Source organism: Vibrio sp. SCSIO 43133 (genome assembly GCF_023716845.1).
GTDB classification, from domain to species: domain Bacteria; phylum Pseudomonadota; class Gammaproteobacteria; order Enterobacterales; family Vibrionaceae; genus Vibrio; species Vibrio mediterranei.
On record NZ_CP068025.1, the window covers coordinates 1,775,117 to 1,801,914 of the forward strand.

Consider the following 26,798-nt stretch of genomic DNA (forward strand, 5'->3'; position numbering starts at 1 on the left):
TTCATAACGTCATTGTTTGTAGAGTTGAGTATAGATATTGTAATGATAATGATTATCATTTTGATCTATAAGTGGAGTAAATGTACTATTCGCGACTCCTGATAACTACATAAATATAATGATGAATGTAACTCTTAGAAAAGCGATTTTGCTTGCTTTTGCTCTTCCTCAAGTGACGTTTTTTGCGGTGGCAGAGAGCTCAACAAATGATGATACCGAAGTCATGGATGTCTACGGGACAGGCTACACGAGGCCGTTAACGATTGATAAACCGGGTGAAACCTTGGTGACTCAAGAAAAGATTGAAATTGAACAGCCAACAAACATAGCAGAGCTGTTTGAAGACATCCCAGGAGTCTCTTTTGACGGTGGTGCTCGTGCTGGTGGCGAACGCATTAGCATTTGGGGGTTTTCTGACCCTAGTGATCTTGGCGTGTATGTTGATGGTGCACCTATTGGTTTTGAGCAATATCGATATGGTTCGTTCTTTTTTGACCCGTACTTAATTGGTGAAGCTGAAGTCACCAAAGGCGCTCACGATGTTCAAGCGGGTAGTAAGTTTGGTGGTACTATCCGGATTAGAACGAAGTCGGTAGATGAACTGCTAAAAGCGGGCCGTAAAGTTGGTGCTCGAGTTCATTTAGGTTACAACGATAACGATGACCAGACTCATATCGGTGTCACGGCGTTCGGTAAAGCGGACAATGGAATTTACGCACTCGCTTCTGGAACGTGGAAAGACGCTAATGATATTCGAGTTGGTGGAGGAGACTCGCTTGAATACTCTGCATATAGCCAAAACAATGGTCTATTTAAAATCGGATACGAGAATGCAGTCCATCTCTTTGAAATCAGCCATACCTTTTATAGCGATGAGGGTCGACAACCTTGGGCGACCCGCCGTGGAGCCTTTGCCAAGATAAGTGACTACAATATTCGCAAATACGGCTCATTAGAAGCGGCAAAATACGCCTACACAGTGCAAAACGAATACAAAGATAAAACCACATCGGCCCGATATTCATATAACCCAAGCTCACCTTTAGTGAACCTAAAAATCACAGCGGCACATAGTGACAATGAGAGGCACTGGCGTCGTCCTGATGTTGCTTGGAAGAAGATGTTCGTATCCATTGGCGCGTATGGTCATGAATCGTGGGCATCGTATCAGCGAGATTATGTCGACATTAACAATGAAATGAAAATTGGTCGCCATACCATTATTGCTGGTCTGCAATATGAGAGAAACAATCGAGATACGCTCGTTCATAATGCTACCAAGATCTATAATAAGCCGAAGAAAAACTACGGTATCTTCATCCCTTATTACGATCCATCGGGCACGCAAACCACGTATTCCGCTTACTTGGCTGATAAAATTGAAGTCACCGATCGTTTTCGTGTAACCCCATCTTTACGCTATGACTATGTTACGTCTAATGGCAAAGAAAATCCTGCGCCGGACTACAATGACCCGGCTGCAGGGCACGACTACAGTAAAGTGTCGCATGCCGGATTCAGCCCAAGGATTCAATTGGATTATGATCTTACGGATCAAACGTTATTGAACTTTGCCTATGCCTATCAAATGAAAGCCCCTTCAGTTGATGATATCTACGCGGTGCAATATGCGCGTGCCAAAGCCTCTGCGACAGCAAGAGAATTGGAAGCACAGCGCATTCATGCCTATCGTGCATCTATGATCAACAGCCTGTCTGGACTGTTTGCTAACAAAGATATGTTATCAACGGAAATCACTGGCTTCTATAACGACGTCACCAACAATGTAATGAACCGAACTGGGGTTAATTTGGACAGTGACCCTAATACGTTGCAGAGCTGGAAAGTGAATTTGGATGGCTATCGTAACTATGGTGTTGATGTGCAAGCACAGTATCGTGTTGCCGAATTTTTCGCCGATATCAGTGCAAGCTACATCGCAGGCAAACACAAGGGCTCATTGACTGATTCTAGTGGCGAAGATCAATATATGTACGGCATTCCACCGATGAGTGTAAAACTTGGCTTGGGCTATGAGTGGATTAAAGGGCTCACTACAGGCTATAAACTGCGTTGGTATGATGCACAAGAAAATGTTGAAGATTCCATCTACTTTGCCCAAGCGAGTGAACAATACACTCTTCAGGATATTTATGTCAGTTGGCAGCCTCAAGCGCACAAGGATCTTATGCTAAGAGCTACCGTGAAGAATATCGCAGATGTGTATTACGAACCTTATCTTTCAAATGGCGTTCCAGGGCCTGGTCGTGAGGTCAGATTGAGTATGACTTACGATTTCTAACGCGCACTTCAATGCTGAATAGATGGTGCTCTCGACATCATCTATTCGCCATTTTCGGTAGTGTAAGCGGAATAAGCCTTTGGTAGGGGTTGTGGTTTTTCTAACCATCACGCAAAGTAAGGACAACGATTATCAGACATAAGTAACAACCATGAATTTGGCAAGCTTTTTAAGACTCGTACTATTGGCATCAATATGGGGTGGATCTTTTCTCTTCATGCGTATTGCCGCCAATGTCATGGGGCCTGCTGTGCTTATTGAGGCGCGGGTCTTCTTTGCTGCCCTTGCGCTTCTTATCATCAGTGTTTATTTAAAAAAGAAACTTGAGTTTACCAAGCACACCAAACACTTTTTTATTATCGGGCTGTTTAATACGGCATTGCCTTTCTTGTTATTTGCCTATGCCGCGCAAACACTCAACGCATCCACTCTTTCTATACTCAACTCTACCGCAGCGATCTGGGGGGCAGTTATTGGTGTATTTTGGACCAAAACACCGCTAACTAAGCGTGGTGCACTTGGTTTATTGGTTGGGATTGTTGGAGTTGCGGTATTGGTTGGCTGGGATGCAGTTCGTATTGGTGAGCAAGCGACATTGCCGATAATTGCTGGCGTGATGGCGGCCTGTTGTTATGGCATCGCAACCAATTATGCGAAAAATGCACCGTCTGTTCCTGCATTTAATAATGCACACGGTAGTATGTGGGCTGCTTGTCTTATCGTGTTGCCGTTGATTCCATTTGTGCCAATGCGAGAAACACCTACTCAAGAAGTTTGGATCTCGGTAGTTTTACTTGGTGTTGTATGCACTGGCGCTGCCTATCTGTTGTATTTCCGGTTAGTTAACGACATTGGTCCGTCTTCGGCTTTATCAGTAACGTTCCTTATCCCAATGTTTGGTATTTTATGGGGAAATCTATTCTTAGGAGAGCCAATAGGTGTGAATACCATTGTTGGAACGGTTCTGGTTATTAGTGGCACAATGCTGGTTACTGGCTTCTCGTTGTCATCGCTTCGCCGAGCGCCAACATCATAACAAATTGGTCGCAGAGCCTAGGGAAGGCTCTGCGAGTTTGCTCAAGCGGGAACAGGCTTAAAGTGTTCCCGAATTTGTTGAATGACGACAAAGAACACGCTCGCCATGATACAGCCAATGAAAGTTGCTGAAACTATTCCGCCAAATGATGCCCAACCTAACGCTTGTTGACCTCCAGAGCCAACTGCGTTAGCTAACATCAGTGGTACAAGTCCGACACCAAATGAAAATGCCGTCATAAATACTGCTCTAGCACGAAGACGTAACGCTTGTACGGCTGCTTCTTTGATGGTGAAGTTGTTGTCGTCTCGTAGTGTTTTGGCAAACTCTACGATGAGAATCGCATTTCGAACTGTCATACCAATTAGTAGTATAGCGGCGAGTTGCGTGAGAATATTGATGTTGCCTTGAATATGTATAACGCCTTCTACAATTCCAATAATGGCAGTGGGGACGGTAAGCATAATCGCCAATGGAATTAGCCAAGATTCGTATTGGGCGACAAGAACAAGAAATGTCACGAGCATCGCTAAGCCCATCACAATAGCCACTGTATTGCCCGCGGAGACTTCTTCTTTAGCAGCACCAGTAAACTCCACTCGATAACCTAACTCATCCGCTAGTTCTTGAATTGCACTAATGGCTTGGCCGGTGGAAACGGCAGGGATAACATCAATGAAAACACCTTGTTCTGCATTGTATCGGGTGATGAAGTTAGGCACTTTGATCTCTTCAAAATCAAAGAATTTATCGTAAGTTATTCGGGTGCCGTTAGCCTTAGAAAGTCCGGTTTTCTTTAAAGCTTCTGGGTCTAATCGGAATTTGGGATCGTTTTGCACCATGACCTTGTAATTGCGACCATCCATATTAAACGTGTTGATATACATACCACCAAAATGCGTTTGCATACCTTCCACTACTTCAGCAAACGTAGCACCATATTTGAGGAGGTCTTGCCGCTTGATGTTCAGTTTCATCGATGGTTTGGTGACTTCAAATTGTCCCATCGCTAAACCAACTCGCTCGTCTTCCATCAAGCGAGAATTGAATTCCAGAGTTAGTTCGTATAACTCAACTGGACTCAGCTCTGGTGCTAGCAGGACGAAATTAACACCATCAACCATCCCTAATTCCGGGATTACTGGCGGTTTAAATGCGAACGCTTGGATATCGGTATTCTCTGACAAAACATGGTTAATTTGTTCCGTCAATTCCGCATCACTTGCTTGACGACTCAGCATGTCATCCAATGACAGTAACATCATAAAACTGCTCATCTCGGCGGTATTGGTCAGTAAGTTAAAACCTGACGCTTCAACACTGGTCGAGATTCCTGGAATTTTGTTGAGTTGCTGAGTTAATGTTGCCAAATACTGATCTGTTGCTGCAAGAGCAGTACCTTGAGGGAAACTGCCAACAACAAAAATGGCGCTGGTATCTTCTTCGGGAAGCAGGCCAGTAGGAAGGTTTACACCACGGTCAATGGAGAGATAAAGGCCACCAGCCAATAGTAAGATCGTTATCAAAGGCAGACGGGTCGCTGTCCACGCTAAACCAGCAAAGGCACGAATTTTCTGAGTAATCACCCATTCAACAGATTTGGCGATGATGTTCTTTTTGGGTGGTTTCATAAATAACGAACAAAGTGCTGGTGTTAGCGTCAAGGCCACTAAGGTCGAAACAACAACCGAGGCACACAGCACTATGCCAAACTCAGAGTAAATGGTTCCAGCCATTCCTGGAATAAACAACGATGGAGTGAATACAGCGAGCAAGACTAGCATTGAAGCGATAATTGGTGAGAAAGTGATATCCAATGCTTTAGAGACGGCCTGCTTAACGCTAAGTTCGGGGTTCTCGTGAAGCTGATGCTCTGCGTTCTCAATGACAATGATGGCAGCGTCTACGACGATCCCTATTGCCATGACTAAGCCAAACATAGAGATGATATTAACTTGAATACCTAACGCACTCATGACGGCGAAGGTTCCGATTAAAGATACTGGAATGGCCGTAACGGTAATTAGTGTTAGCCTGAAGTTTTGCATGAAAATCAGAGTAACTAAAGACACGATTGCAACCGCAAGTACTAAGGTCTCCAGCACACTATAAATAGCACCATCGATGAAGGTAGTGGCATCATAAACGACTTTAATTTGGTACTGGTTAGGTTGCTCTAACAGTGCCTTAATCTCTTTAGCGACATTCATCGCGTTTGCTTCTGGTGTTTTGTAAATGAATAAAACCGTTCCGTTAGCATTTTCGCCATAGGCATTGGCTGTGTATATTTCACTACCAAGCTCAATGTTAGCAACGTCTTTCAAATAGATGGTCTTACCCAGCTCGTCTGAGCGAACTACAATATCTCCAAACTCCTCTGGAGTGGCGAGACCACCATTCACAGTGATTGGGAACTCCAGTTTGTCATCAACGAGGCTGCCTGCTGAAGCTATCTTGTTTTGTGTAGCGATAGCATCATTGATGTCTCCTACGTTGATAGAGTAATACTTCATTTTATCTGGATTGAGCCAAACTCGAATGGAGTACTTCTTCTCTCCGAGGACATCTACTTTCGACACGCCGTTCACACGTTGGATTTTCTCTTTTAATGGGCCTCCAGAGAAGGCGCTGATATCAATGGCAGAGGCGCCGCCTGACGGGTCGGTGATAGATATCCCAAGCATTAAACCGTTAGAGAGTTTTTCTACCTTGACACCATTGCGCATGACATCCCCAGGCAACTCCGGTAGCGCAAGGTTTACGCGATTTTGGACGAGGTTCACTGCTTTGTCTGAGTCTGTCCCACTTTCAAACACCACTTCCAGCGTATAGGTACCGTCGGCTCCGCTGGTGGATTTCATGTATTCCATACCAGATACGCCGTTGACTTGTTTTTCTATTTCGGGCGCGACGGATTTAGCCATGACATTAGCACTTGCTCCATCCATAAAGGTTCGGACTTCGACAGTAACAGGTGCGACATCTGGATACCTGCCTATGGGTGAGTTTGCTGCAGAAATGGCTCCTATTAGCGAAATGAGTAGGGCTATCACTATCGCGAATTTAGGTCTTTCTATGAACATTTTAAACATGTCAGCCACCGAGTTATTGGAAATTGTCCGGATATTACGCTCGTGAATTTTTAATAACAAATGAGTTACTAGTCGATCTATTGAGATGTTTGGCAGGTTTTATTTGCGGTTCGAATACACCAATTTTCGATATCTTTTTGGACAGTTCTTTGTGTTAATTTATTCGAATTTTCAATGGTAGCTATTTTTGAAGGAATGAGTATTGAGGATAAAGTTTGCACTATAAATCGATGGTGTTCGGCACCCAATTACTTGAGGCTACTATGAGAAAATCTATTTTAACCCTTTCACTTGCTGTACTTATGGGATCGTTTGGTGCAAATGCAAACCCAGCAGAAGGAAAAACACGTGTTGAAATGGGCATCAATGAATCGAACCTATTGGCGGCAGACCAAAATCGATACACCTATAAAAATATGCAAGAGTTCATGAAAACCAAAAATGTTGACTCAGGAGCGAACACTCCCATTTTACTCTCATATGCTGAGCAGCAATTAGGTGACGTCCATTTTCTTCATCAAGGCAAGCCGATGACTTTACAAGGCATGTTGGAGAAGCATCGTGCGGATGCCTTCATTGTATTGAAAGATGGGAAAATTGTGCATGAGCAGTATTTCGATGGCCAAACAGAGCGAACTCAGCATCAAATGATGTCAGTGACGAAGTCGTTTACAGGAATCATTGCAGCGACGCTAGTTGCGGAAGGAAAACTTAAGCGCCAAGTACAGATATCTGAGTACATTCCGGAGCTAAAAGGGTCAGCATTCGGTGATGCTTCGGTTGGTAAAGTGATGGATATGAGTAATAACGTCAAATACTCAGAAAAATACGAAGATCCTAACGCGGAAGTATTTCAGCATATGAAAACCATTGGCTTTGCCCCAATGGAAAATGACTATAACGGTCCTAAAACCATTCATGAATTTTTGAGCACACTGAATAAAGAAGGTTCACGCCAACATGGAGAAGAATTCCATTACATTTCAGCCAACACTGACGTGGTGGCTTGGTTGATTGAACGTGTTGAAGGTAAACCCTTTAATGTAGTGTTGTCGGAAAGAATCTGGTCAAAACTAGGTATGGAGCGAGACGCCTTCATTATTGTTGACGATGAAGGGACGGCTTTGGCATCGGGTGGACTCAACGCGACAGCGCGCGACTTAGCCAAATTTGGTCAGATGTTGGTCTCTCAAGGCAAGAATCTAGTGGGCGAACAAGTATTACCTAAAGAAGCCATTCAATCGACGCAAAATGGCGGTGATGTTGATGCTTTCGAGAACGGAGGATATGGAGCGAAAGGCGAAGTTTTTGAAGGCTGGAGCTACCGAAACCAATTTTGGCACACTAACAATAGCAACCAAGCTTATACAGCTCTGGGTATCTTTGGACAGTGGATTTATGTAGACCCAACGGAAAACGTAGTCATCGTTAGACAAGCTAGCGCTCCAACTTCCATCAATGATGTATGGGATGGTGAGATGCTTTCGGCGATCGACGCCATCATTAGTCAATTGCACAAACAATAGAGGCTGAATCGATGAAAATAAAACAGCTTCAAACAAGGTTATGGTTAAGCGCTATTCTTGTCACTTGTTCAGCAAACGTGTTTGCCTATCATCCTTGCGATGGAGGTAATGTAATTACTGATGCTGTTGATGGTGCGATAGTTGGTGGTGTCGTAGGAGCAGTCGCCGGTGATGCCAAATCAGGAGCGATGATTGGTGGTGCCGCTGGTGTAATTGATGGTGCATATGCGGATGCAGAATGTGATCAGTTAATTGGTGAAGCAGTTGTTGAAGATGCGATTATTTCAGACTATGAAGACGCTGTGGTTGAGGATGCTTTTGTTGACGCTGCGATTGATGATAGCTGGTGATCGAGTGATGTAATTAACACTTTTGTCAGTCTTTGAGACGATATAATTGATAACTAACTGGCTGATTTTTATTAACTTATATTCGAGTCAATAATCGCAGAGTAATAGAGGCTATAACCTTGAGTTAATTGAGGTTATAGCCTCTCGCTTTTAGGCTTCCCCAGCATTTTATGGATGAGGTGCTGCCAATCGAGAAAGTAGTGTTGGTAATACAAAAGGAGGTTTGTTTTGTATTAGGGTGAGTTTATATGCGTGCACACATTTCTTTTCTAACGGCGGCCACAGTCGCAGTTTGTTCTTTTTCTTCTTTTGCAGACCAAAATTCTGATACTGAAATCCAAGATATGTCTGACCCTTTAGCGGTTTATACTCAAGCGGGTGCTGGGACATCGGACAAAGGTTTAAACATCAAAGTCGGACGCACATACGATACAGGTAACCCTGATACCATGGCGATGAACATCATCGAAGTGAAGGGAATAGCTGGAGAATATTTCGGTTGGTCTGGAACGGGTAGTCGTGATAATTCAATTGATAGCGTTCGTTTTCGAAACTTTAGTGTGGACACCACCAATGGTCGCGGTAGTCAACTTGATCTGAACTATAACGTGGAGCAAGAAAGTTTGAATGCGTCCTATAGTTTTATTCAAGCATTGCCAAAATGGGGCAACCTTAACCTCTATCCACTTGCAGGGTTGGGCGTCAATGTACGCAATGGGAATTTTCCTAGCTGCACCGATGCTAACGATTGTCAAACTGAACCACAAGATAATGGTTACACAGTTCCAGGAACATACGCAGTAGTGGGGGCTTATACCAAATATGCGATTACGGATAAGCTATGGCTTAACTACAATCCGATGTGGTTAACGACTCTATCTGGTTCTAAATCTTATGTCGACAATGCATACGGCGTAGGAATGAGTTCTATCTTTACTAATGAATTTGCGGTGTCTTATCAGTTTACGCCTCGCTTTAACGTGCGCTATTTTGCCAACTGGACGCAAGAACAAAGCTATTTTGAAGGTGACCAGAGGGTAGAGTTTAATTACCAGTTCTAGTGTTGTTTTGAAGATATTGAGCGGTAAGACTGTTCGAAGGGGTGAAGAAGGAATAATAGGTTCGCTGTAAGATATTCATTCCTTCGAATATCTTTGCGCTTTAACTAATAGTGTCAAATTAGAATGGGAAAACAACGCCCACTTTACCGTAGGTATTGCGAGTGTCAGTGCCAAATTTACCCTCATTACCTACTTCTACATATGGGATCATATTGTCGATAGCGGTAAATGTGGCGCGCAGCTCTAGGTTGTAGATAGAGTCTTTGTTCTTGTCGCCAACAGTAATTGCTTCTTTCTTATTCTGTTTTTGTCCAACCACTTTGGCATTCAGGTACACACGTTCAGTAACTTGTTTACCAGCTGCCAGATCAAAGCGATAGATATCTCCACGTGGAGCGAGAGTATTGGAGTTTAAATCGGTGTCTTTACGCAAACGCAATGAGGTATCGAATAGTTCCGCAACGTTACCACCAACGGTAATACCAAATTTGTTTTGGTCGTTAGCTGGCTGTTGACGACTCTTCTTATCAACGAACTCATATTCGCCTTTTAGCCAGATGTTACCAAAATCATGGGTGTAGTTAAGGTTGTACTCATTTTCAAAGTTTGCTTTGCGTTTAGCCGAAGCACCGAAACCTTCATAACCGATGAACGCTTTGATACCAGAGCCATTGTCTGCTTTATATTCGGCTGCACCATCTACGAACTTAGCATCTAGTTCCACACCGCCCGTTACACCTTCTGCCATAGCATTAGTTGCAAATACTGAAGTTAACGCTAGAACGATTGCTGTCTTTTTCATTTTAATTACCTTTTATTGATACTCTTCTTGTTGAGAGCGATGCAAAAGATAATGAAAAGTTCCGATAGGAGTTAGTTGGTTTGTATTCGCTATTCGAATGGATTGAGTTGCTATTTGTGTATCTAGGGTAAGAGACTATTAAGCTGCCATAATGACGAGAAATATCTGGTTAAAGATAAAAAAACACCCCACATAAGTGAGGTGTTGTAGGCCCAATTTTCCTTACCAGTTCCAATCAGAGTTCCAACTATGCGCGGGCCTTAAAAGGGTTAACATTAAATAGCGCTTAGATAAGCTTTAAGTGCTTTCAATCGTACTGTTGCACCACCGATGATGTCCATAAAACCAAGCGCCTGGGACGGCTTGCTTGCTGATATCCAGCCTGAACCTGTGGCGCCAAGTGGCACGTCGTAGCCTTCCGGTTCATTAAATTCAATAACAACAGTACGACCATGTGCACCGGTATTGTTTCCTACATGCTGGCGAACTTGTTGCGTGTTACCGCGAGCAGATACGGTCGCTTCACCGGTATTGGTTGTAATGCTGTGCACTCGACCGCGAAATACTTCACCTGGATGAGAATTAACATAAAACTCAGCAAATTGACCTTCCTTTATATGCCGGAAAGTTTGGTCACTTACGCGCATTTCGACGAATTTCTTCTCGATGTTATAGAGATACAAGTTGCCAGTACGAGAGCCTTTGGCAATATTAATAACACCTACGACACCATCAAAAGGTGCTCTAATCTGGTTACGGTCGTTTAACCATTGCTTTTGATTGATCTGAGCTTGTATACCATCAACATCGGAGCGAGCCGCCATTAGGTCTGCGTTCCCTTGTTGTATTTTGGTATGCAGCTCATCTCTTTCTTGTTCAGAGCTAAATTCATCTAGATTGATTAAGCGTTGATGGTTCTTAACATCAATCGCAATCTGCTCTTCTATGCTGATAATTCGATGTTCAGCTGCAATAAGGCTAGAGTTCAAGCTCTTCAACTCTTCGTCTGTGTCTTCTGACTCTAACGTGTACAGTAACTCACCTTTCTTGACTTGTTGGTTATGAGTCACGTAAATGTCTTTGACTTGCTGCCCAAACAAAGGGCTTAGTACCGCATGAGGCGCTTTTACTGTGGTGCTGTCTGTCAAATCAGCGGGTGACCAAAATCGGTGCGCAGTAAACAGCATAAATGCTAAAAAGGCACCAAATCCAACGCTAATCACCGCATTACGGAGGGTCCACTTAATGACGCCTAATTTCACTAGTAACCAAACAATCAGGACATACGGAAGCATAATTTCTTTCATGACGATTGCTCCTGCTTTTTGTCGCCGTGGATTCCGGTGTGAATGACCTTACTTAATGCTGAAGCCAATGCTTCCCAGTTAGTGAAGGCAATAATGACAGCTAATACCCACCATAATTTGTCGATAAATAACCCACAAAGGGATAGTGCAAATACTAGGTTGGCGTGAGCGCTCTGCATGTATTGACTACGGTGAACCGCGACTTCATGTAATTGCCACAACAGGTATAAGACGTAAACGATGATAGAAATGGTGATAACGAAAATAATACCCATAAAGAGCTCTGAGTTAAGAAGCCCTAATATGCTAGGCATACCATCGCTGAAATAGCTTTCAGGAAGGTCTTTACCATGCACTTTCGATAGTAATGAAAAGAAATAGCTTAGTGATAGAAAACCACTGACTATTAACATCCACTTGGTTAAGAAACGGAGTACTGCAGTTAATTTGTTTTTCATGATTCGATTACTCGTTCGGCTTTGCGACATCGTGGTATGGCTTCAGATCGGTACCGAGTAGGTACAAGGGAACTTCCTGAGGACCAAGTTTAAGCCTATCGGATGATTGGCGTTCACTTGCAAAGGCCAGCGTTGGGACGGCGCTGGTAACCAGTAATGAGTGTTTCAATAGTCTGAACATGTCATTGCCTTGTTTCAGGCTATCCTTAGCATTGTTGGATTGAAATTAACTTAGGTGTTGGAGCAATATTATGGCTCGAACCTATCGCTTTCTTGTAATAAGGACAGTACGACGCGAGATTTATGAGTGCTATTCTGCTCTCTTAATTATCGTCGTACGGCCTGTCAGTCATGTTGAGCGTCTGACTTTTGTGACTCGTTCTTTCAAAGGCTGACTCGTAATTTGTATTCAATATCGATTAGGTATGTAGGCAAACCTTGTGCAGATAGGCTTTATACTTCGTCAATATGCGTCGATGTAAGCGTTCAGCTTGAATATGTAAGGGGATATATTATCTGGCTTGATCACACCAATACACTAAGTGAACTATAATTCAGATATCATTTTCATTAATGTATTGAGCATTTGGTTCGTATTAATCACGTACCCAAGCGTGGGTGTTTAGGTTCGTATACTCAAAATGAGTGGATGTGAAATCGCCAATGTGATTATTTGTTCATCAAACGAACTGGTTTTATTGATTTTATCTATTGAAACGCTATACAAGTAAAAAATCGTCAGTTAACATTTCGGAATCCGCAAAAACAGCGGTGATAAATAGATGCGATTTAGTGATGCATTTATCGATGCCGAGATGGTGAAATTGGTAGACACGCTAGCATGAGGTGCTAGTGCCTTTGGTGTGAGGGTTCGAGTCCCTCTCTCGGCACCATTCCCTTTCTTTAATACCAACAGACTACAATGCAGAACAAAGGATCCAGTTCAAAGCAAATGAGTACGTCTAACTCGGTATCAATTCAGTTATTGACCGAGGTGTCTTTGCACGCCTTGTTACATCTAGAATTCAAGAAGTTAGAGTCCAAATCCCAATTATTCGATCTTGCCAAGAAGAACGAGTTATTGGTTCGATGGTTAAAGCCGAAACTAAAAAGCAATAAATACAAAGCGATTAGAAAACAATTAAAAGCCATGAGCTTGCAAGCAAAGAAATCGCAAGTAGATTTAGAAGATGTTTTATTGCGAGGAGTTGAAGCTAAGCCTGACGTTTCGCAGCCACATTTAGATAGCTATCTATTATTAATTCGTGAGTTGGAAAAGAAACTGGGTACCACAGTGCTGTTATCGAGTCCTGAGAAAGTGGATCTCAACCATGATGAGAATGGTTGTTTGCTGTGTGTGCTATCAACGGACCTAAACGCACATTTCGGTGCACGTAACCAATTGTTATCAGGAATATCGATTTTATTTAGAGGAACGGTACGTGAAAAGCACCTGTTCCTAAAAACGATATATGCCAATGATATCTTTAGCTACCAGATACAATACGAAGACGACAACTTTGTGAGAATTACACTCGAACTTGATAAGTCGTAGTCTCTATTTAAGAAATAATAAAAAAGCCTGATAAATCAGGCTTTTTTTGTTGGAGTGTGTTAAGAGCTACGTCCTTTTACCTTCTCTCGAAGTGATTGCAACATCACGTAGAACACTGGAACAAGACAGGTACCTACAATAGTGGCCGCAATCATACCGCCCATCACCGCATAACCTAATGAGACACGACTTGCAGCACCTGCACCGGTTGCGATGACCAGTGGGATTACCCCCAAAATGAACGAGAAGGCTGTCATCAAGACCGCCCGGAAACGCAGTCGCGCGGCCTTTATGGCTGAGTCGGTGATACTCATACCGCTTTCCCTGAGCTGTTTGGCGAACTCTACAATCAGAATCGCGTTCTTACAAGCAAGACCGATTAGTAGTACCAAGCCGATTTGGGTGTATAAGTTAACGTCCGACCCCATTATCCAAATGTAGATAAATGCTCCTAGAATAGCGACTGGAACAGCGAGCATAACTGACACTGGAATGGTCCAGCTTTCATATTGTGCAACTAAGAATAAATAGGTAAAGATAAGTGCCAAGGTAAAGATGAATGGCGCTAAGTTACCTGCTTTCAACTCTTGGTAAGTTTGCCCTGACCACTCATAGGTGTAGCCGTTCGGGAAAGTCGTATCCGCGATTCGCTTCACAGCATCAATCGCCTGTCCTGAACTGTAACCTGGTGCTGGGAATGCGTTAACTTTAACCGCGCTATATAAGTTGAATTGGTTGATGTATTCAGGGCCTAGCTTAGGCTCTACGTTAACCAAGGTATTAAGCGGCACCATAACATCGTATTTGTTTCGGATGTAGAAACGAGCGATGTCTCGGTCTGAATCGCGAAATTCGGTTTCCGCTTGCATGTTCACACGGAAAACCTTACCAAATCGGTTGAAGTCGTTTACATACATTGAACCAAGCATGGTTTGTAATGTAGTGAAAATACTGCTTAGTTCAACACCTTGTACTTTGGCTTTGTTTCTATCTACGTCGACGAATAGTTGTGGTACGTCAGCCTGGAACGTACTAAACGCCGTTGTTAGCTCAGGCTCAGAAGTTGCTTGGATGGACATTGCTCGCATGACACCAGCGAGCTCGGCTGGCGTTCTGCCCAAGGTATCTTGGATATAGAACTCTACACCGGAAACCGTACCTACACCCGGTAACGCTGGTAGGGAGAAACCAGCCGCCGTCGCTTCACTGTATTGCGATAGTGCGGCGTTAGCTCGTCGTACGATTTGCGATTCTACCAAGGATGGATCTTGTCTCTCATCCCAGTGAGAAAGAATGACAACCATCAAGCCTGCATTAGACGATACCGCGCCAGAAATAATCGAATAACCACTTGCTGAAATCACATTGGTTACGCCATCCATTTGGTTTAGTTCGTCTACCATTTGAGTCATAACTTCTTTGGTACGGTTGATGGAAGAGCCATTAGGTAATTGCACATCGACGAAGAATGCTTTTTTATCTTCCGTAGGGACAAACCCGGTAGGGAGCGAAGTAGCCAGATAGCCCGTTGCACCGATCAAGGCGACATAGACGACGCCAACGAGCATTAGTTTACGCACCATTCCCGAAACAAAGTTGGTGTACTTTCCGGTTGCCTTCTCAAACAAAACGTTGAATTTGGCATGGAACCCTTTTTCATGCGTTTTTGGTGGCTTAAGTAGTGAAGCACATAACGCAGGGCTGAGTGTTAATGCGTTCACCGAGGAAATTAGAACCGAAATACAGATGGTGATAGAGAACTGCGCGTACATTTGCCCAGTTATACCCGGCATAACTGCCGTTGGCGCGAATACCGCTAGTAGCACCAGAGTTGTAGCGATAACGGGCCCCGTTACCTCCTGCATGGATTTGGTTGTGGCATCGACGGCGTTGAGCCCTTCTTCCTCCATTAAACGAGTGGTGTTTTCTACAACAACGATAGCATCATCTACTACGATACCGATCGCGAGGATCAAGGCGAAGAGCGACACGGTATTAATGCTCATGCCTGTTGCCAGTAGGAATGCAAATGTACCAACTAAAGACACCGGAATGGCGATAGCGGGAACTAAAGTTTGTCGAACATCCTGCAAAAATATATACACAACGAAGATAACCAGTGCTACGGCAATCAACAGTGTTTCAATCATTTCATCGATGGACGTTTCTACGAACTGAGTGGTGTCGTAGAGAACTTTGTAGTCCATATCTTCAGGAAATTGCTCGCGCAGGCGGGATAATTCTTCGTGGACACCTTTCGCTACTTCGAGTGCATTTGCGCCACTTGATTGGTAAATGAAAAGTAGTGCAGATGGTTTGTTATCCAGCATCGCTTCCGCATCGTAACTTGCAGCACCAAGCTCAATACGCGCAATATCACTCATATAAACTGCGCTACCATCCGGGTTCGAACGGATGATGATCTGTTCAAACTCTTCTGGGTGGCTCAAGCGACCTTTGGTGGAGAGGGTGTACTGAAATTGTTGATCTCGAGGTACTGGCGCTGCGCCAATACGTCCCGCCGCAACTTGGATATTCTGCTCTTGAATTGAGGCAATGGCCTCTTCTACGGTAACACCTAAACTTGCCATGCGATCGGGGTTGAGCCAGATCCGCATGGAGTAATCCATACCACCGATAATGCTTACTTTAGAGACACCGTTAACACGAGCAAGGTTATCCTTAATATTAATGCCCATGTAGTTGTTTAAAAATAGGTTATCTAGACTTCCATCTGGTGATACCAAGTTAAGCATCATTAAGATGTTTGGGTCTTGTTTCTCAACTTTTACCCCGTTTCGTTGAACTTCTTGGGGAAGCCTAGGCATGGCTTGTTGTACCCGGTTTTGGACGTTAACCTGTGCCATATCGACATTGGTTCCCACCTCAAAGGTAACATTGAGCGAGTAGCTACCATCGTTTGCGCCCTTGGACTCCATGTAAATCATGTTTTCCACCCCGTTGACTTCGGCCTCGATAACCTTAGAAACAGTGTCGGCAACAACCTCAGCACTCGCACCCGGATAGGATGTAGTCACGGAGACCATCGGAGGGGAGATGTTAGGGAATTCTGCCACGGGCAGAGCAGGAATCGACAACAGACCGGACAAAGTCAGGACTATAGAGATAACGAAGGCAAACTTCGGCCTATGTATAAAAAACTTACTAATCATAACTTGTCCTTAAGAGTCGTTTTCATCGAAAGGCTGTACGGTATCCATTTCGTACTCGACTTCAGCGCCTACACGGGCTTTTTGTAACCCTTCAGTTATGACCAGTTCACCTTTCTCTAAGCCTTCTTCTAGCTCCCAGTCAACACCATATCGTTTACCCAAAGTGACGTTTTTACGTTTGACGACGTTTTCCTTACTAACAGTTAATACATAACGACCTTGCTGGTCTTCTTGCACCGCGCGTTGGGGGATGAGCATAACTTCTTGAACTCGTGGAGCTTCGATTATTGCCGTCACGTAAAGTCCGGGCACAATTAGGTGTTCTGTATTGGCAAACTCAGCACGGACAGCCAGAGTACCGGTAGTGGCGTCAACACGGTTATCGATGAAATCTATCATGCCTGTTTCTTCAAACATCGACCCGTCAGGGAATCGCAGTTTTACTGGTAGGTCTTCGATTTTGTATTGATTTTGAGCGTCACGAGCTGCTTTTTGAGCGTTGATAATGACTTTTTCTGGTAACTGGAAGTTGACCCAAATCGGTTCCATTTGTACCAAGTTCACCATTTCGGTTTGTTCAGGAATGATCAAATCACCTGAAAACACTTCTGCACGGCCAATTCTTCCGGCAAATGGCGCATGAATCTTGGTGTAACCCAGTTCAAGTTTGGCATTGTCTAACTCAGCGTTGGCACTCTGTAGCGCTGCTGCATTTTGCAGTTTGGCTGATAATAGATTGTCGTAATCCGCTTGGCTGATGTACTTGTCTTTAATCAATCCTTCGCCACGTTTAAAGTTACGAACTGCTGTGTCATAGGCAGCACGTGATTGAGCCACAAGTGCTTTGGAGGACTTGAGGGCGGCTTCATATTGTTCAGGGTCAATCTCAAACAACAATTGTCCTTCTTCAACCATACTGCCTTCTTCAAAATAGGCTTTTAGTAAGTTGCCTCTTACCTTTGCTTTAAGTTCGATGTCTTGAGTTGCCTCAGTGCGACCCACGAACTCTTCACTTGGTGTGATTTCTTTCATGGTCACTTCGAGAACTTTTACACTGGGCTTGACTGCTGGAGGGGCTTCGACGGTTTTTTCGCAACCTGAAAGGAGGAGAATAGGTAGCGCAACGATGAGTCCTTTAGCGATGACACCATCTGCTTTGGGAAAGTAAGACATAGACAATCCTTGTTTCTGATAATTATATAAAATGTTTATTGTTTGAGTTTAGACCATAAATGACGAATGTCTGTGAAGCATTTGGGAAAATTAATGAATTGAATTAATGGGTTAAGTAGTGTGAACGGAATATGTTGGTCGTGAGGAATTTTTTCAGGTGAAAAAACGCCAACCTGATTGGTGGTTGGCGTGGAAGTGGTTTTGATGGATTAGAAGTTTAACGTTGTTCCGACGTACCAATTACGTGGTGTGACTACATAGCCACGGCGTGTCACATCGTAGTCGTCGAATTGTTCATTGGTGACATTCTTAACGCCAGCTCTTAGCCGCCAGTCGTTGTTAACGAAGTAGTTCATACCAAGGTCGGCGGTCACGTAAGATGGACGGTATACGTTATCGTCAACTGAAAGCAAGGTTCTACTTGTGTAGTTAACGCGAGCGAATGTGCTGATTGAATCGACAGGTTCCCAAACCAACCTTGCCATTGCCATGTGATTTGGGCGGTTCTCTAATTCTTCACCGGTAGTTTTGTCTTCCGTAGTAAGGTAGGTGTAGGTGCCGTTCAGACGAAGATTTGCCAAAATATCGTACTCACCGCTGAACTCCGCGCCTTGAATAATCGCTTCATCAATATTCTTGTAGGTATAGACATCTCGACCGCCTACATTATCAACCGGATTATCGAGGTCTCGGTCAATTAGATTAGAAATTTCATTTCTGAATAATCCAGCTTCCATCGACCAATAGGTATCGACATAACTTGTAGAGAGCTCATAGTTAAGACTTGTTTCAGGCTGCAGGTCAGGGTTACCGACGAGTAGGCAGTTACCCTTACAGCTGTTGACGATGTTTTCAGAGGATAACTGAGTTAAAGAGGGGGCTTTAAATGCAGTACCTACGCCACCTTTGATCGTCCATTGATCCGTTGCAGAATGAACGAGGTAGGCTCGTGGACTCCAGTGAGTACCAAAACTTTCATGCATATCAACACGCGTACCGTAAGTTAGTGTGTTCTTCTGGCTCAATGCCCATTGATCCTGGATAAATAGTGCTTGCTGGTTAACCGTTGCTTTGCCGGTTTGAGTCAGGCTGTCTGGGTTCTTTAGTTCGGTGTATTTCCACTCTCCACCAAACGTCAATGTGTGATTGCCAACGACTGTAGTGCCGTGTCCGTCAACAGTATGATTGACTTCATTTACATCATATAAACCTAGGTCGGCATTTCTGTCATTGAAATTGTCTTTGGTTTCAAATGCATCACGATTATATCGCAGTAACGCATCACCCCAATCATAGGTGCCGTTGTAGGTCAAAGCTTGAGTATTACGAACGACTTTAGACTCAGAGTCTGTTAGACCATTGGTTGACTCAATCACGCCATCACGCTGGTCGTCAGCGTAGCTAAAGTCAAACGCGAGATCGTGCTCGTTGTTGATATACCACTGGAGACTACCACTTGCTGTAAGGGTGTCCCGCTGTTCTAAAGTGGTTGCTTGAGAACGGTCATAGACATTTCCATTATCGCTAACCCCCTGACCAGAAAAGGCGTGCCACGGATCACGAGAAGACTTATTCATAGAAAGTGATAAAAACAGTTCATCTTCTAGTAACGCGCCAGATGTATTAAATCCTGCGGTGTATTCAGAACCACCATCGTCGTCGCGATATCCATAATCACCACTGACTTGAGATTGCCATTCATTGGTTGGCTTCTTGGTGATAACGTTGATTACGCCTCCTAGCGCCTCTGAACCATAAAGCGCCGACATTGGACCACGAATGATCTCAATGCGCTGAATACTCTCTTTAGGAACCGCTGCAAGATCAAAGTCATTGCCACGGAATACTGCGTTCGAAGAGCTGAGTTTACGACCGTTTACTAGAATCATAGTGAACCCAGCATCCATGCCTCGAATAGAAATCATTTCACGTCCAGCTCTACCTCCGTCCATTTGACTTTCAACACCAGCAATGTTTTTGACTAAGTCATTCAGTGCTAGACCTGGTTCGGATAGGATATCTTCTTCGGTGATGACTGAGATTGAAGCCGGTGCTTTCGTTGTCGATACTTCAGTATGCGTGGCAGTAATAACCATCTGTTCGTCGATACGCGTATCCGAATGACTTTCTGAGTCTGTTTGGGCGATTACTGGGTAAGAAAGGATTGTCGAAATCGCCACTGCTAAGGGCGTAATTGCATGTGTTATGCGGGTCATATTAAACCTAATAGTTAGAGTATTTTTATGGGAAAGGTATTGCTAATGATAACTATTGTCATTAGATATCAATCCATAAATTGGCTCAATATAACTAGCATCCGGATATTGCATAATCACTATTCACAAATAGCATGGAGGTAAATGAGGTGTAATTAAGGTGAATTTGCTGTGAAAATTGGCTGTTTTCTTCAATGATTTTGCGTAACAAAAATTAATTTGTATAGAGCGTTTTGAATATTTCTCTAACCCATTGGCACATGGGGTCATTGTGGTAGCGTTTATGCCAATACAAATAAATGTCACTGTAAGGTGAGCGTAATTCCTCAGGTACTTCTCTCGTCACCACGTTATGACTGCGTGCGGCATCCTCTGCAAACGGCGTAGGGAGGTGGAAAATTACGTCTGACATTTCAGCCATTTTTGGCGCAGCATTGAAGTTACTTAATCTCAATGGTGTAGAGAGCGGTCGGTCATTGGTGGACAAACCGATGTCGTTAAAACGACTTTGGATAGAGAGAGCTCGGTCGCCATGGAGCGATATTTGCCCAAAGTGACAATCTTTTAAATTATCAGGAGTTAAGGGTTGCTGAGCCAAAGGGTGGTCTTTGTTCATAAGCAGGCGAAAATCACGAGTGGCGATGAGCATTCGATACAGGTTTTGATCGGCTGCCGGCGGCGTTTGGCTCGAGATAGAGAAGTGTACTTCGCCCGCAATTAATTTATCGAAATGCTTTTGAGGGACAGTATCAATATCGAGGACCATATTAGGCGCGTGCTCTCTAAGGTGCTTGAATACGGGAGGCAATAGCCAATTCACCTGAGGGACTAAACCGAAAAACTTGATGGTCTTGCGTGATTCGCTTGGGTTAAATTCAGAACCATCAACTAGATTGTCCAACATAGCCAGAATAGAGCCTATGTCTTGTCGAATTAGTTCGCCTTTGGGAGTCAATTCATAACCGTGAGTAGTGCGAACCAAAAGTTCGTCTTTAAATAAATCACGGCCTTTTTGAAGAGCGCGACTGACGGTCGGTTGACTGATATTCAGTGTCAACGCGGTATTAGAAACATGCTTCTTCTCTAATAAGTGTTTTAATATCAGAAGATTACTTAAATCTAGCTGGCTAAGATTCATTTAAGATAGGTACTGGTACGGTAAAAAACTGAAAAAACAGTAGCACTACTTATACGAACGTAGCAACTAAATCCTATAAAATTCATCGATATAAGCTATTTTGATTAATATCAATTGCACACTGTTCAGTGAATTTTTCAATCTGTAAAAGTGGTTAATAAAGTTTCAACTCATAATATTGTTTGGTGATAAAAAAATCCTACACTGATCACATAAATATAAAGGTAGGTTATGTAAATGAGTGATAACTCCGATCAGAAAAAATCATCCCGTTCTAGCTTGACAAAAATTCTCTTTCTACTTGTTTGTGCAGCAGTATTTGGTGCTCTGTATTGGTCATGGATCTATGCAGACAGTCATCCTAGTACCGAGGATGCTTATGTTAGAGCGAAGATCCTCTCTGTTGCTCCTCAGGTTCAAGGACAGGTTGTCTCTGTTGAAGTTGCGGATTTCCAGCGCATCAACAAAGGCGACTTGTTGCTTAGAATTGACCAACGACCATACTTACTTGCAGTAAAGCAGGCAAAAGCAGCATATCAGTTAGCGGTACAGCAGCATGATGTCGCTGACAAACAAGTGACGGAAGCGGTTGCTGGACTGGATGCGGCGCGAGCAAACTTGAGCGAAGCGCAGATCGAATACAAGCGTACTGACTCATTGGTCACTCGAAAATTGGCGTCTCCACAAGACTTAGATACTGCTAAGAATAAACTAGCTAATGCTCAGGCAAGCCTGGAGCAAGCAAGAGCAAATGTTGAGAAAGCTATTGCGAATCGAGGTGAGCAAGGACTGGAAGCTGCTATCGTCCAACAAGCGGCAGCGCAGCTTGCTCAGGCTGAACTCAACCTCAGTTATACCGACATTACTTCGCCAGTAGATGGACTATCAGGAGAAGTTAGTGCGCACGTAGGAACGGTTGTTTCTGTTGGTCAAACGCTGTTTCCAGTGATCATTGACAACAGCTACTGGGTCCGAGCTAACTTCAAGGAGACAGATCTCACTCATCTTAAACCAGGTCAGAAGGCTGAGATCAAGATCGACATGTATCCTGATTTGGTATGGAACGCGACGATAGAAAGTTTATCGCCAGCCAGCGGTACCTCGTTTTCTCTTATGCCCCCTGAAAATGCGACAGGTAATTGGGTAAAAATTAAACAGCGCTTCCCTGTGCGACTTAAATTGGAGGTGCCAGAAAACTCGCCTCAACTTCGTGTAGGTGCAAGTGTCGAGGTGACTGTCGATCTGAAAAGTGACTCGAAATGACCAACCAAATCACCGCTGATAAACGAGGTATCGCTACCGTAGCGGTCATGTTGTCTGCCATCATGGTTTTAATCGATATGACAGTGGCGAATGTGTCACTGTCACATATGATGGGAGCTTTGGGGGCAACGGCGGACCAAATTACCTGGGTGTTAACGGGATACAGTATGGCAGAAGCTATTTTTATCCCTATGACCAGCTTCTGGGTGTCGCGATTTGGCGAGCGTAAAGTGATGCTCGTTGCTGTTATCGGTTTCGTTATCGCGAGTGCACTGTGTGGCCAAGCTAGTTCCTTGGAAGAGATGGTACTATTCCGGATTATTCAAGGCGCGTTCGGTGCTTCGGTTATTCCTTTGGCTCAATCTACCTTGGTTCAGATTTATCCATCTGAGCAGAAAGGTAAAGCCATGGCCATTTTTTCAATTGGTATCCTGCTTGGGCCTATCTTAGGCCCAGTTGTTGGCGGTGTTATTACGGATAACCTCAACTGGCGTTGGATCTTCTATGTGAATTTGCCTTTTGGTTTGGTTTGTACCGCGCTTATCTATAAATACATTCACCTATCGAATAAATCTAAACCCAACTTTGATTGGTGGATCATTGGATTTATGGCACTAGGTGTAGGTGCGCTGCAGTTTGTCCTCGATAAAGGTAATGACGAAGACTGGTTAGACTCCCGAATCATTCAAACCGCAATTGTCCTGTCTGTGATAGGTTTGATTATGTGGGCGTATCGCAGCTGGAAAACTAAGAGTCCCATTGCACCTCTTTGGCTGTTGCGAGATAAGAACTTGATGGTGTCGTCGCTGATGATGGCAGTCGTCTCCATGGCCATGTTTGGCTTGACTACTCAGCAGCCAATGTTCTTAGAAAGCTTGCTGGACTATCCGGTTGCAACAACGGGAATGCTCATGGCTCCAAGAGGTCTTGCCTCGGCTTGTATGCTGATTCTGGTGATTCGGCTGAATCCTCAGTTTGATCCGCGACTCAAGATAGTATTTGGATTGACCTGCATTGGTATCGGTTCGTATCTCATGACTCTGTATTCGATGGAGATTGATACTTTTTGGATCGTAACGCCAAGTATTATTCAAGGCTTAGGCTTAGGTTTGACCTTCTCAACGTTATCGTCTTTGGCGTATCTGACATTACCAAGAGAAGAGTCGGTAGCGGGCGCTAGTATCTTTAACTTGTTCCGAACTATCGGTAGCTCATTTGGTATCTCAATTGCCACCACTTACCAGTACCGTGATAGCCAGCAGCAATGGCATGCGCTAAGCGAAGGTTTTAATACCTATAATCCTGCACTGCAAAACTGGGCGGCATCGCAAGGCTTATCAATGACCGACCCACTGGCGTTGCAACAGTATCAAATGATGTTGCACGAACAATCTCAGATGGTTGCGTACGTTCATACGTTCCAATTAGTTGGAGTGATGTTTGTAATTATGATGCCGATGCTGATTTTCATCCGTTCTAAATAGTGCACCGTTAACAGAATAATGGGTGTCATTTTTGAGTAAGAGGAGAAAACATACCCATCAACCACACATAGGTTGATGGGTTAAGCTGTTTATTACTTAACTCTAAACATGTATCCGGAGAAGAGCTCTTCAACCAAAACTCTAGTTTGAGCCTGCGAACAGTCGGTAGCGTGAATATAGGTCTTTATTCCCATAATCTGAATCTGAAGGTGCTGCGCTAGTCGCATAGGAGAGAGTTCTTGATTGACCTCTCCGAGGGATTGGGCTTCGGCAATAATTTCAGCAAACTTGGCTTCATTTTTTCTAAGTGAGTAACGCGCAAGCTCTAATAACTCTTCATTTTCTTCGGTAAGTTCTGCGACGGTTTTAGCCAACATACACATAGCGTTAGGGTTATCCACACTACAAGGCTGCACAGACTGTAAGATAAAAGCCTTAAGTCCTTGAAGAGGTGAAGAAAACTGCTTTACGAGATCGTCTAAACGAGCCTGTCCCTGAGTCGAATAATGCTCAATCGCTGCTTTAAACAAGCCTTCCTTGCTACCAAACTCTGCATAAATACTTCCTGGGCGCATATCGATAGCATCTTGCAGGCAACGCATTGATGTGGCGTGGAATCCTTTTTCCCAATAAAGCAACATGGCTTTATGGATAACTTCACTACGATTAAATTTTGTTGGTTTGGCCATAACGGAAGAAATCTATACTGTTGAACGACTGTTCAACAGTATAGCAGGCAGAGAAGAAATTAAGAAAGCAGGCAAAATAAAGGCTGCATATGAGCAGCCTAGCTAGGTGTGTATGCCCTTGAATCTAACTTTATTCTTCAAGTGGCACAACAAGAACATCCACTGGTGACGTATTAATAAGTTGTCGAGAGCTAGAAACAATTTTGCTCCAAAAATCATGATGATGGCCACAAACAATGAGATCAAAACCATGCTCGGCAATGGCGCTCTTTAGCTTATCTCCCAAGTCACCAGTACCCACAATGAAGTGCTTAACCGGACATTTGGCGTACTCGGCAAACTCATGCAGTTGGTCCATGGTTTCTAAATGAAGTGGTCGCTGATCTGGGTTGAGTCTGATATCAACTAGTTCAGGATAAATCTCTCCATGGGTGCCATCAACGTGTATCAATGACACATCAGCATCCAGAAGCTCGGATAGAAAAACGGCTCTATCTATTAACACGTGGCTCTCTTTGGAAAGCTCTACTGCTACTAGTATATGTTTGTACTTCATAACCATGCCCTCACGTTGTAAGTCTTATTACTAGCATAGTCCTATGTTATTCAAAATGTTGTCGATGAGATCGCGGATTGAAGAGAAAATAAGCAGAGCAAGTTTGAATCTTGACCGTTTTAGTATTATGGAATTAATCGTCCATAATGTCTGGATCGTTTGGTTCTTTTTCTTCGCCTTCAATACGCCTAACCTACACCTCATCAACAAGCTTGGCTTAAGGGTTAGAGTAGCGGTTTACGGTACTGAAACTCACCGAAAAAAAGCATAATTCCCCCCAAGCTATTAGAGATTCTATAAGTGGAGAGAGCACAGTGACTCATCAAATCATAAAAGACCTAAACAACCGCTATACAGCTAAAAAATACGACGCAGCTAAACGTATTTCTGCGGAAGATATGGAAGTCATTAAAGAAGCGATTCGCCTTTCTGCATCTTCAATTAACTCACAGCCTTGGAAGTTTATTGTGATTGAAAGTGATGAAGCTAAGCAGCGCTTTCACGATACGTTCGCCAACATGCATCAGTTCAATCAACCGCATGCCAAAGAAGCGTCACATACGATTCTTTTTGCGCATAACCCACACTTCACCAAAGACGACTATAAGAAAGTGGTGGATGTAGAGGTTACTTCCGGTCATCTGCCTGCAGAAATGTTTGACCAAATGTTGAATGGCGCGTTTGGCTTTGCGGAGCTGAATACCGATGAAAATGGTTACAACGGTCAGTGGACCAAAGCTCAAACGTATATTGCACTGGGCAACCTTTTACACACTCTAGCGCGTATGGGGATTGCGTCTACTCCGATGGAAGGTGTCGATTCCGCGTTGATCGGTGACATCTTTAAAGATGAATTGGGTGGTTATGTATGCGACTTTGCTTTAGCTCTTGGTTACCACAAAGATGGTGAAGACTACAACTACGGCTTACCAAAGGCGCGCTTAGCTCAAGAAGACATCATTACGGTACTTTAAGATAATGTAGTGTTTCCAAACGACCGTCCGATGGCGGTCGTTTTTCGTTGCACCCTACCTTCTACTTTCTTGTTTTACATTCTAAATGTGAGCAACTATTTCTACCGCGTTACGCCTGCGTCAATTCTGCTCAAGTGTTATTCAGCACTGTGAAACATAGGTCAAGCCCATAGACCGCTAACAATATATTGAAATTACTGACTTACTTTGGCGGCTTTTACAAGCAGTGGAACAGTAATGAAAAAACGTATCAGACTACTCTTAGTCATTACACTATTTTCGGTATCAATGGCTAAAGCAGACACCGGTATTGGTTTATTCGTCGGCGACCCTTATTGGGGACTCGATGTTAAACACAATGATTTACGTTTTAACGTCAGCCTCGACGATAAAATGGGCTTTGGTGTCAACAAAGTTTTTGGCATACAGAATACGCCGATTTATTTTTTCGCAGGTGGGCACTATGTGAATCGCAATAGTCGTTATATCGCCTTTACACCGGGAATTGGAGCGGAATTTAGAGTGAAGCCTGTGGGGTTTTATGTGGACGTGACGCCGGCGATCTATTTGGATCAATTTGATATAGAGCTTGAGGCCAGAGCGGGTTTTAGGGTGTATTTCTAATTATCAAGATACAAACGAA

Annotated in this window: 21 protein-coding genes and 1 tRNA gene; 11 read left to right on the forward strand and 11 right to left on the reverse strand. The window is 43.7% G+C overall.

Annotation, left to right across the window (positions count from 1 at the left end; translation table 11 throughout):
- The first annotated feature begins 118 nt into the window (after positions 1-118).
- Positions 119-2,302, forward strand: coding sequence for a TonB-dependent receptor domain-containing protein (locus JKJ11_RS24860; RefSeq protein WP_252039492.1), 2,184 nt, complete (start codon positions 119-121; stop codon positions 2,300-2,302).
- 151 nt (positions 2,303-2,453) lie between these two features.
- Positions 2,454-3,338 (forward strand): DMT family transporter, encoded by an 885-nt coding sequence (locus JKJ11_RS24865; RefSeq protein WP_006069372.1) that lies wholly within the window; start codon positions 2,454-2,456, stop codon positions 3,336-3,338.
- Between the two features lie 41 nt (positions 3,339-3,379).
- Here JKJ11_RS24865 and JKJ11_RS24870 read toward each other — a convergent pair whose 3' ends face one another.
- Positions 3,380-6,430, reverse strand: coding sequence for an efflux RND transporter permease subunit (locus JKJ11_RS24870; protein WP_252039493.1), 3,051 nt, complete (start codon positions 6,428-6,430; stop codon positions 3,380-3,382).
- Between the two features lie 263 nt (positions 6,431-6,693).
- Here JKJ11_RS24870 and JKJ11_RS24875 point away from each other — a divergent pair, with 263 nt between their 5' ends.
- The 3 genes from JKJ11_RS24875 to JKJ11_RS24885 all read left to right on the forward strand — a co-directional run bounded on the left by JKJ11_RS24875 (position 6,694) and on the right by JKJ11_RS24885 (position 9,367).
- Entirely contained in the window at positions 6,694-7,956 is a 1,263-nt protein-coding gene (locus JKJ11_RS24875; protein ID WP_252039494.1) for a serine hydrolase domain-containing protein, read from the forward strand.
- Positions 7,957-7,967: 11 nt separating this feature from the next.
- The gene (locus JKJ11_RS24880) at positions 7,968-8,306 is read left to right on the forward strand and encodes a YMGG-like glycine zipper-containing protein (protein WP_252039495.1); all 339 of its coding nucleotides are present in this window, start codon (positions 7,968-7,970) and stop codon (positions 8,304-8,306) included.
- A 248-nt stretch (positions 8,307-8,554) separates the two neighbouring features.
- Positions 8,555-9,367, forward strand: a complete 813-nt coding sequence (locus JKJ11_RS24885) for a hypothetical protein (RefSeq protein WP_252039496.1) — start codon at positions 8,555-8,557, stop codon at positions 9,365-9,367.
- 118 nt (positions 9,368-9,485) lie between these two features.
- On the opposite strand, the gene JKJ11_RS24890 is transcribed toward JKJ11_RS24885, so the two are convergent.
- The 4 genes from JKJ11_RS24890 to JKJ11_RS24905 all read right to left on the reverse strand — a co-directional run bounded on the left by JKJ11_RS24890 (position 9,486) and on the right by JKJ11_RS24905 (position 12,115).
- Positions 9,486-10,169 carry a hypothetical protein gene (locus JKJ11_RS24890; protein ID WP_006069367.1) on the reverse strand — a complete coding sequence of 228 codons (684 nt, stop codon included), beginning with the start codon at positions 10,167-10,169 and terminating at the stop codon, positions 9,486-9,488.
- 275 nt (positions 10,170-10,444) lie between these two features.
- Positions 10,445-11,476, reverse strand: a complete 1,032-nt coding sequence (locus JKJ11_RS24895; RefSeq protein WP_252039497.1) for an HlyD family secretion protein — start codon at positions 11,474-11,476, stop codon at positions 10,445-10,447.
- The gene (locus JKJ11_RS24900) at positions 11,473-11,934 is read right to left on the reverse strand and encodes a hypothetical protein (protein ID WP_006069365.1); all 462 of its coding nucleotides are present in this window, start codon (positions 11,932-11,934) and stop codon (positions 11,473-11,475) included. The genes JKJ11_RS24895 and JKJ11_RS24900 overlap by 4 nt, the downstream gene beginning before the upstream one ends.
- Before the next feature lie 7 nt (positions 11,935-11,941).
- Complete coding sequence (locus tag JKJ11_RS24905) at positions 11,942-12,115, reverse strand: hypothetical protein (protein ID WP_006069364.1); 174 nt, start codon at positions 12,113-12,115, stop codon at positions 11,942-11,944.
- 628 nt (positions 12,116-12,743) lie between these two features.
- Between JKJ11_RS24905 and JKJ11_RS24910 the strand changes: the two genes are divergently transcribed.
- Positions 12,744-12,827, forward strand: a tRNA-Leu gene (locus tag JKJ11_RS24910).
- Between the two features lie 59 nt (positions 12,828-12,886).
- Positions 12,887-13,489 carry a DUF2913 family protein gene (locus JKJ11_RS24915; protein WP_006069363.1) on the forward strand — a complete coding sequence of 201 codons (603 nt, stop codon included), beginning with the start codon at positions 12,887-12,889 and terminating at the stop codon, positions 13,487-13,489.
- Between the two features lie 59 nt (positions 13,490-13,548).
- Here JKJ11_RS24915 and JKJ11_RS24920 read toward each other — a convergent pair whose 3' ends face one another.
- The 4 genes from JKJ11_RS24920 to JKJ11_RS24935 all read right to left on the reverse strand — a co-directional run bounded on the left by JKJ11_RS24920 (position 13,549) and on the right by JKJ11_RS24935 (position 21,189).
- Positions 13,549-16,662 carry an efflux RND transporter permease subunit gene (locus JKJ11_RS24920; protein ID WP_006069362.1) on the reverse strand — a complete coding sequence of 1,038 codons (3,114 nt, stop codon included), beginning with the start codon at positions 16,660-16,662 and terminating at the stop codon, positions 13,549-13,551.
- A gap of 9 nt (positions 16,663-16,671) precedes the next feature.
- Positions 16,672-17,835 (reverse strand): efflux RND transporter periplasmic adaptor subunit, encoded by a 1,164-nt coding sequence (locus JKJ11_RS24925; RefSeq protein WP_252039498.1) that lies wholly within the window; start codon positions 17,833-17,835, stop codon positions 16,672-16,674.
- Positions 17,836-18,044: 209 nt separating this feature from the next.
- Complete coding sequence (locus JKJ11_RS24930; protein ID WP_252039499.1) at positions 18,045-20,051, reverse strand: TonB-dependent receptor domain-containing protein; 2,007 nt, start codon at positions 20,049-20,051, stop codon at positions 18,045-18,047.
- 214 nt (positions 20,052-20,265) lie between these two features.
- Complete coding sequence (locus JKJ11_RS24935) at positions 20,266-21,189, reverse strand: LysR family transcriptional regulator (protein ID WP_252039500.1); 924 nt, start codon at positions 21,187-21,189, stop codon at positions 20,266-20,268.
- A gap of 237 nt (positions 21,190-21,426) precedes the next feature.
- Here JKJ11_RS24935 and JKJ11_RS24940 point away from each other — a divergent pair, with 237 nt between their 5' ends.
- Both JKJ11_RS24940 and JKJ11_RS24945 read left to right on the forward strand, forming a co-directional pair.
- A complete protein-coding gene (locus tag JKJ11_RS24940) occupies positions 21,427-22,452 on the forward strand; it encodes an HlyD family secretion protein (RefSeq protein ID WP_006069358.1) in 1,026 nt (341 codons plus the stop codon).
- Positions 22,449-23,936, forward strand: coding sequence for an MDR family MFS transporter (locus JKJ11_RS24945; protein WP_062458657.1), 1,488 nt, complete (start codon positions 22,449-22,451; stop codon positions 23,934-23,936). The genes JKJ11_RS24940 and JKJ11_RS24945 overlap by 4 nt, the downstream gene beginning before the upstream one ends.
- A gap of 92 nt (positions 23,937-24,028) precedes the next feature.
- Here the strand turns inward: JKJ11_RS24945 and JKJ11_RS24950 are convergent, their stop codons facing one another.
- Positions 24,029-24,625: a TetR/AcrR family transcriptional regulator gene (locus JKJ11_RS24950; protein WP_198558561.1), complete on the reverse strand. Its 597-nt coding sequence runs from the start codon at positions 24,623-24,625 to the stop codon at positions 24,029-24,031.
- Between the two features lie 130 nt (positions 24,626-24,755).
- On the reverse strand, positions 24,756-25,181 hold the full coding sequence (locus JKJ11_RS24955; RefSeq protein WP_252039501.1) for a universal stress protein: 426 nt from the start codon (positions 25,179-25,181) through the stop codon (positions 24,756-24,758).
- Between the two features lie 314 nt (positions 25,182-25,495).
- Here JKJ11_RS24955 and JKJ11_RS24960 point away from each other — a divergent pair, with 314 nt between their 5' ends.
- Together JKJ11_RS24960 and JKJ11_RS24965 are read left to right on the forward strand one after the other, a co-directional pair.
- Positions 25,496-26,155, forward strand: coding sequence for a nitroreductase family protein (locus tag JKJ11_RS24960; protein ID WP_006069354.1), 660 nt, complete (start codon positions 25,496-25,498; stop codon positions 26,153-26,155).
- Positions 26,156-26,392: 237 nt separating this feature from the next.
- On the forward strand, positions 26,393-26,779 hold the full coding sequence (locus tag JKJ11_RS24965) for a hypothetical protein (RefSeq protein ID WP_006069353.1): 387 nt from the start codon (positions 26,393-26,395) through the stop codon (positions 26,777-26,779).
- Positions 26,780-26,798 lie beyond the last annotated feature (19 nt).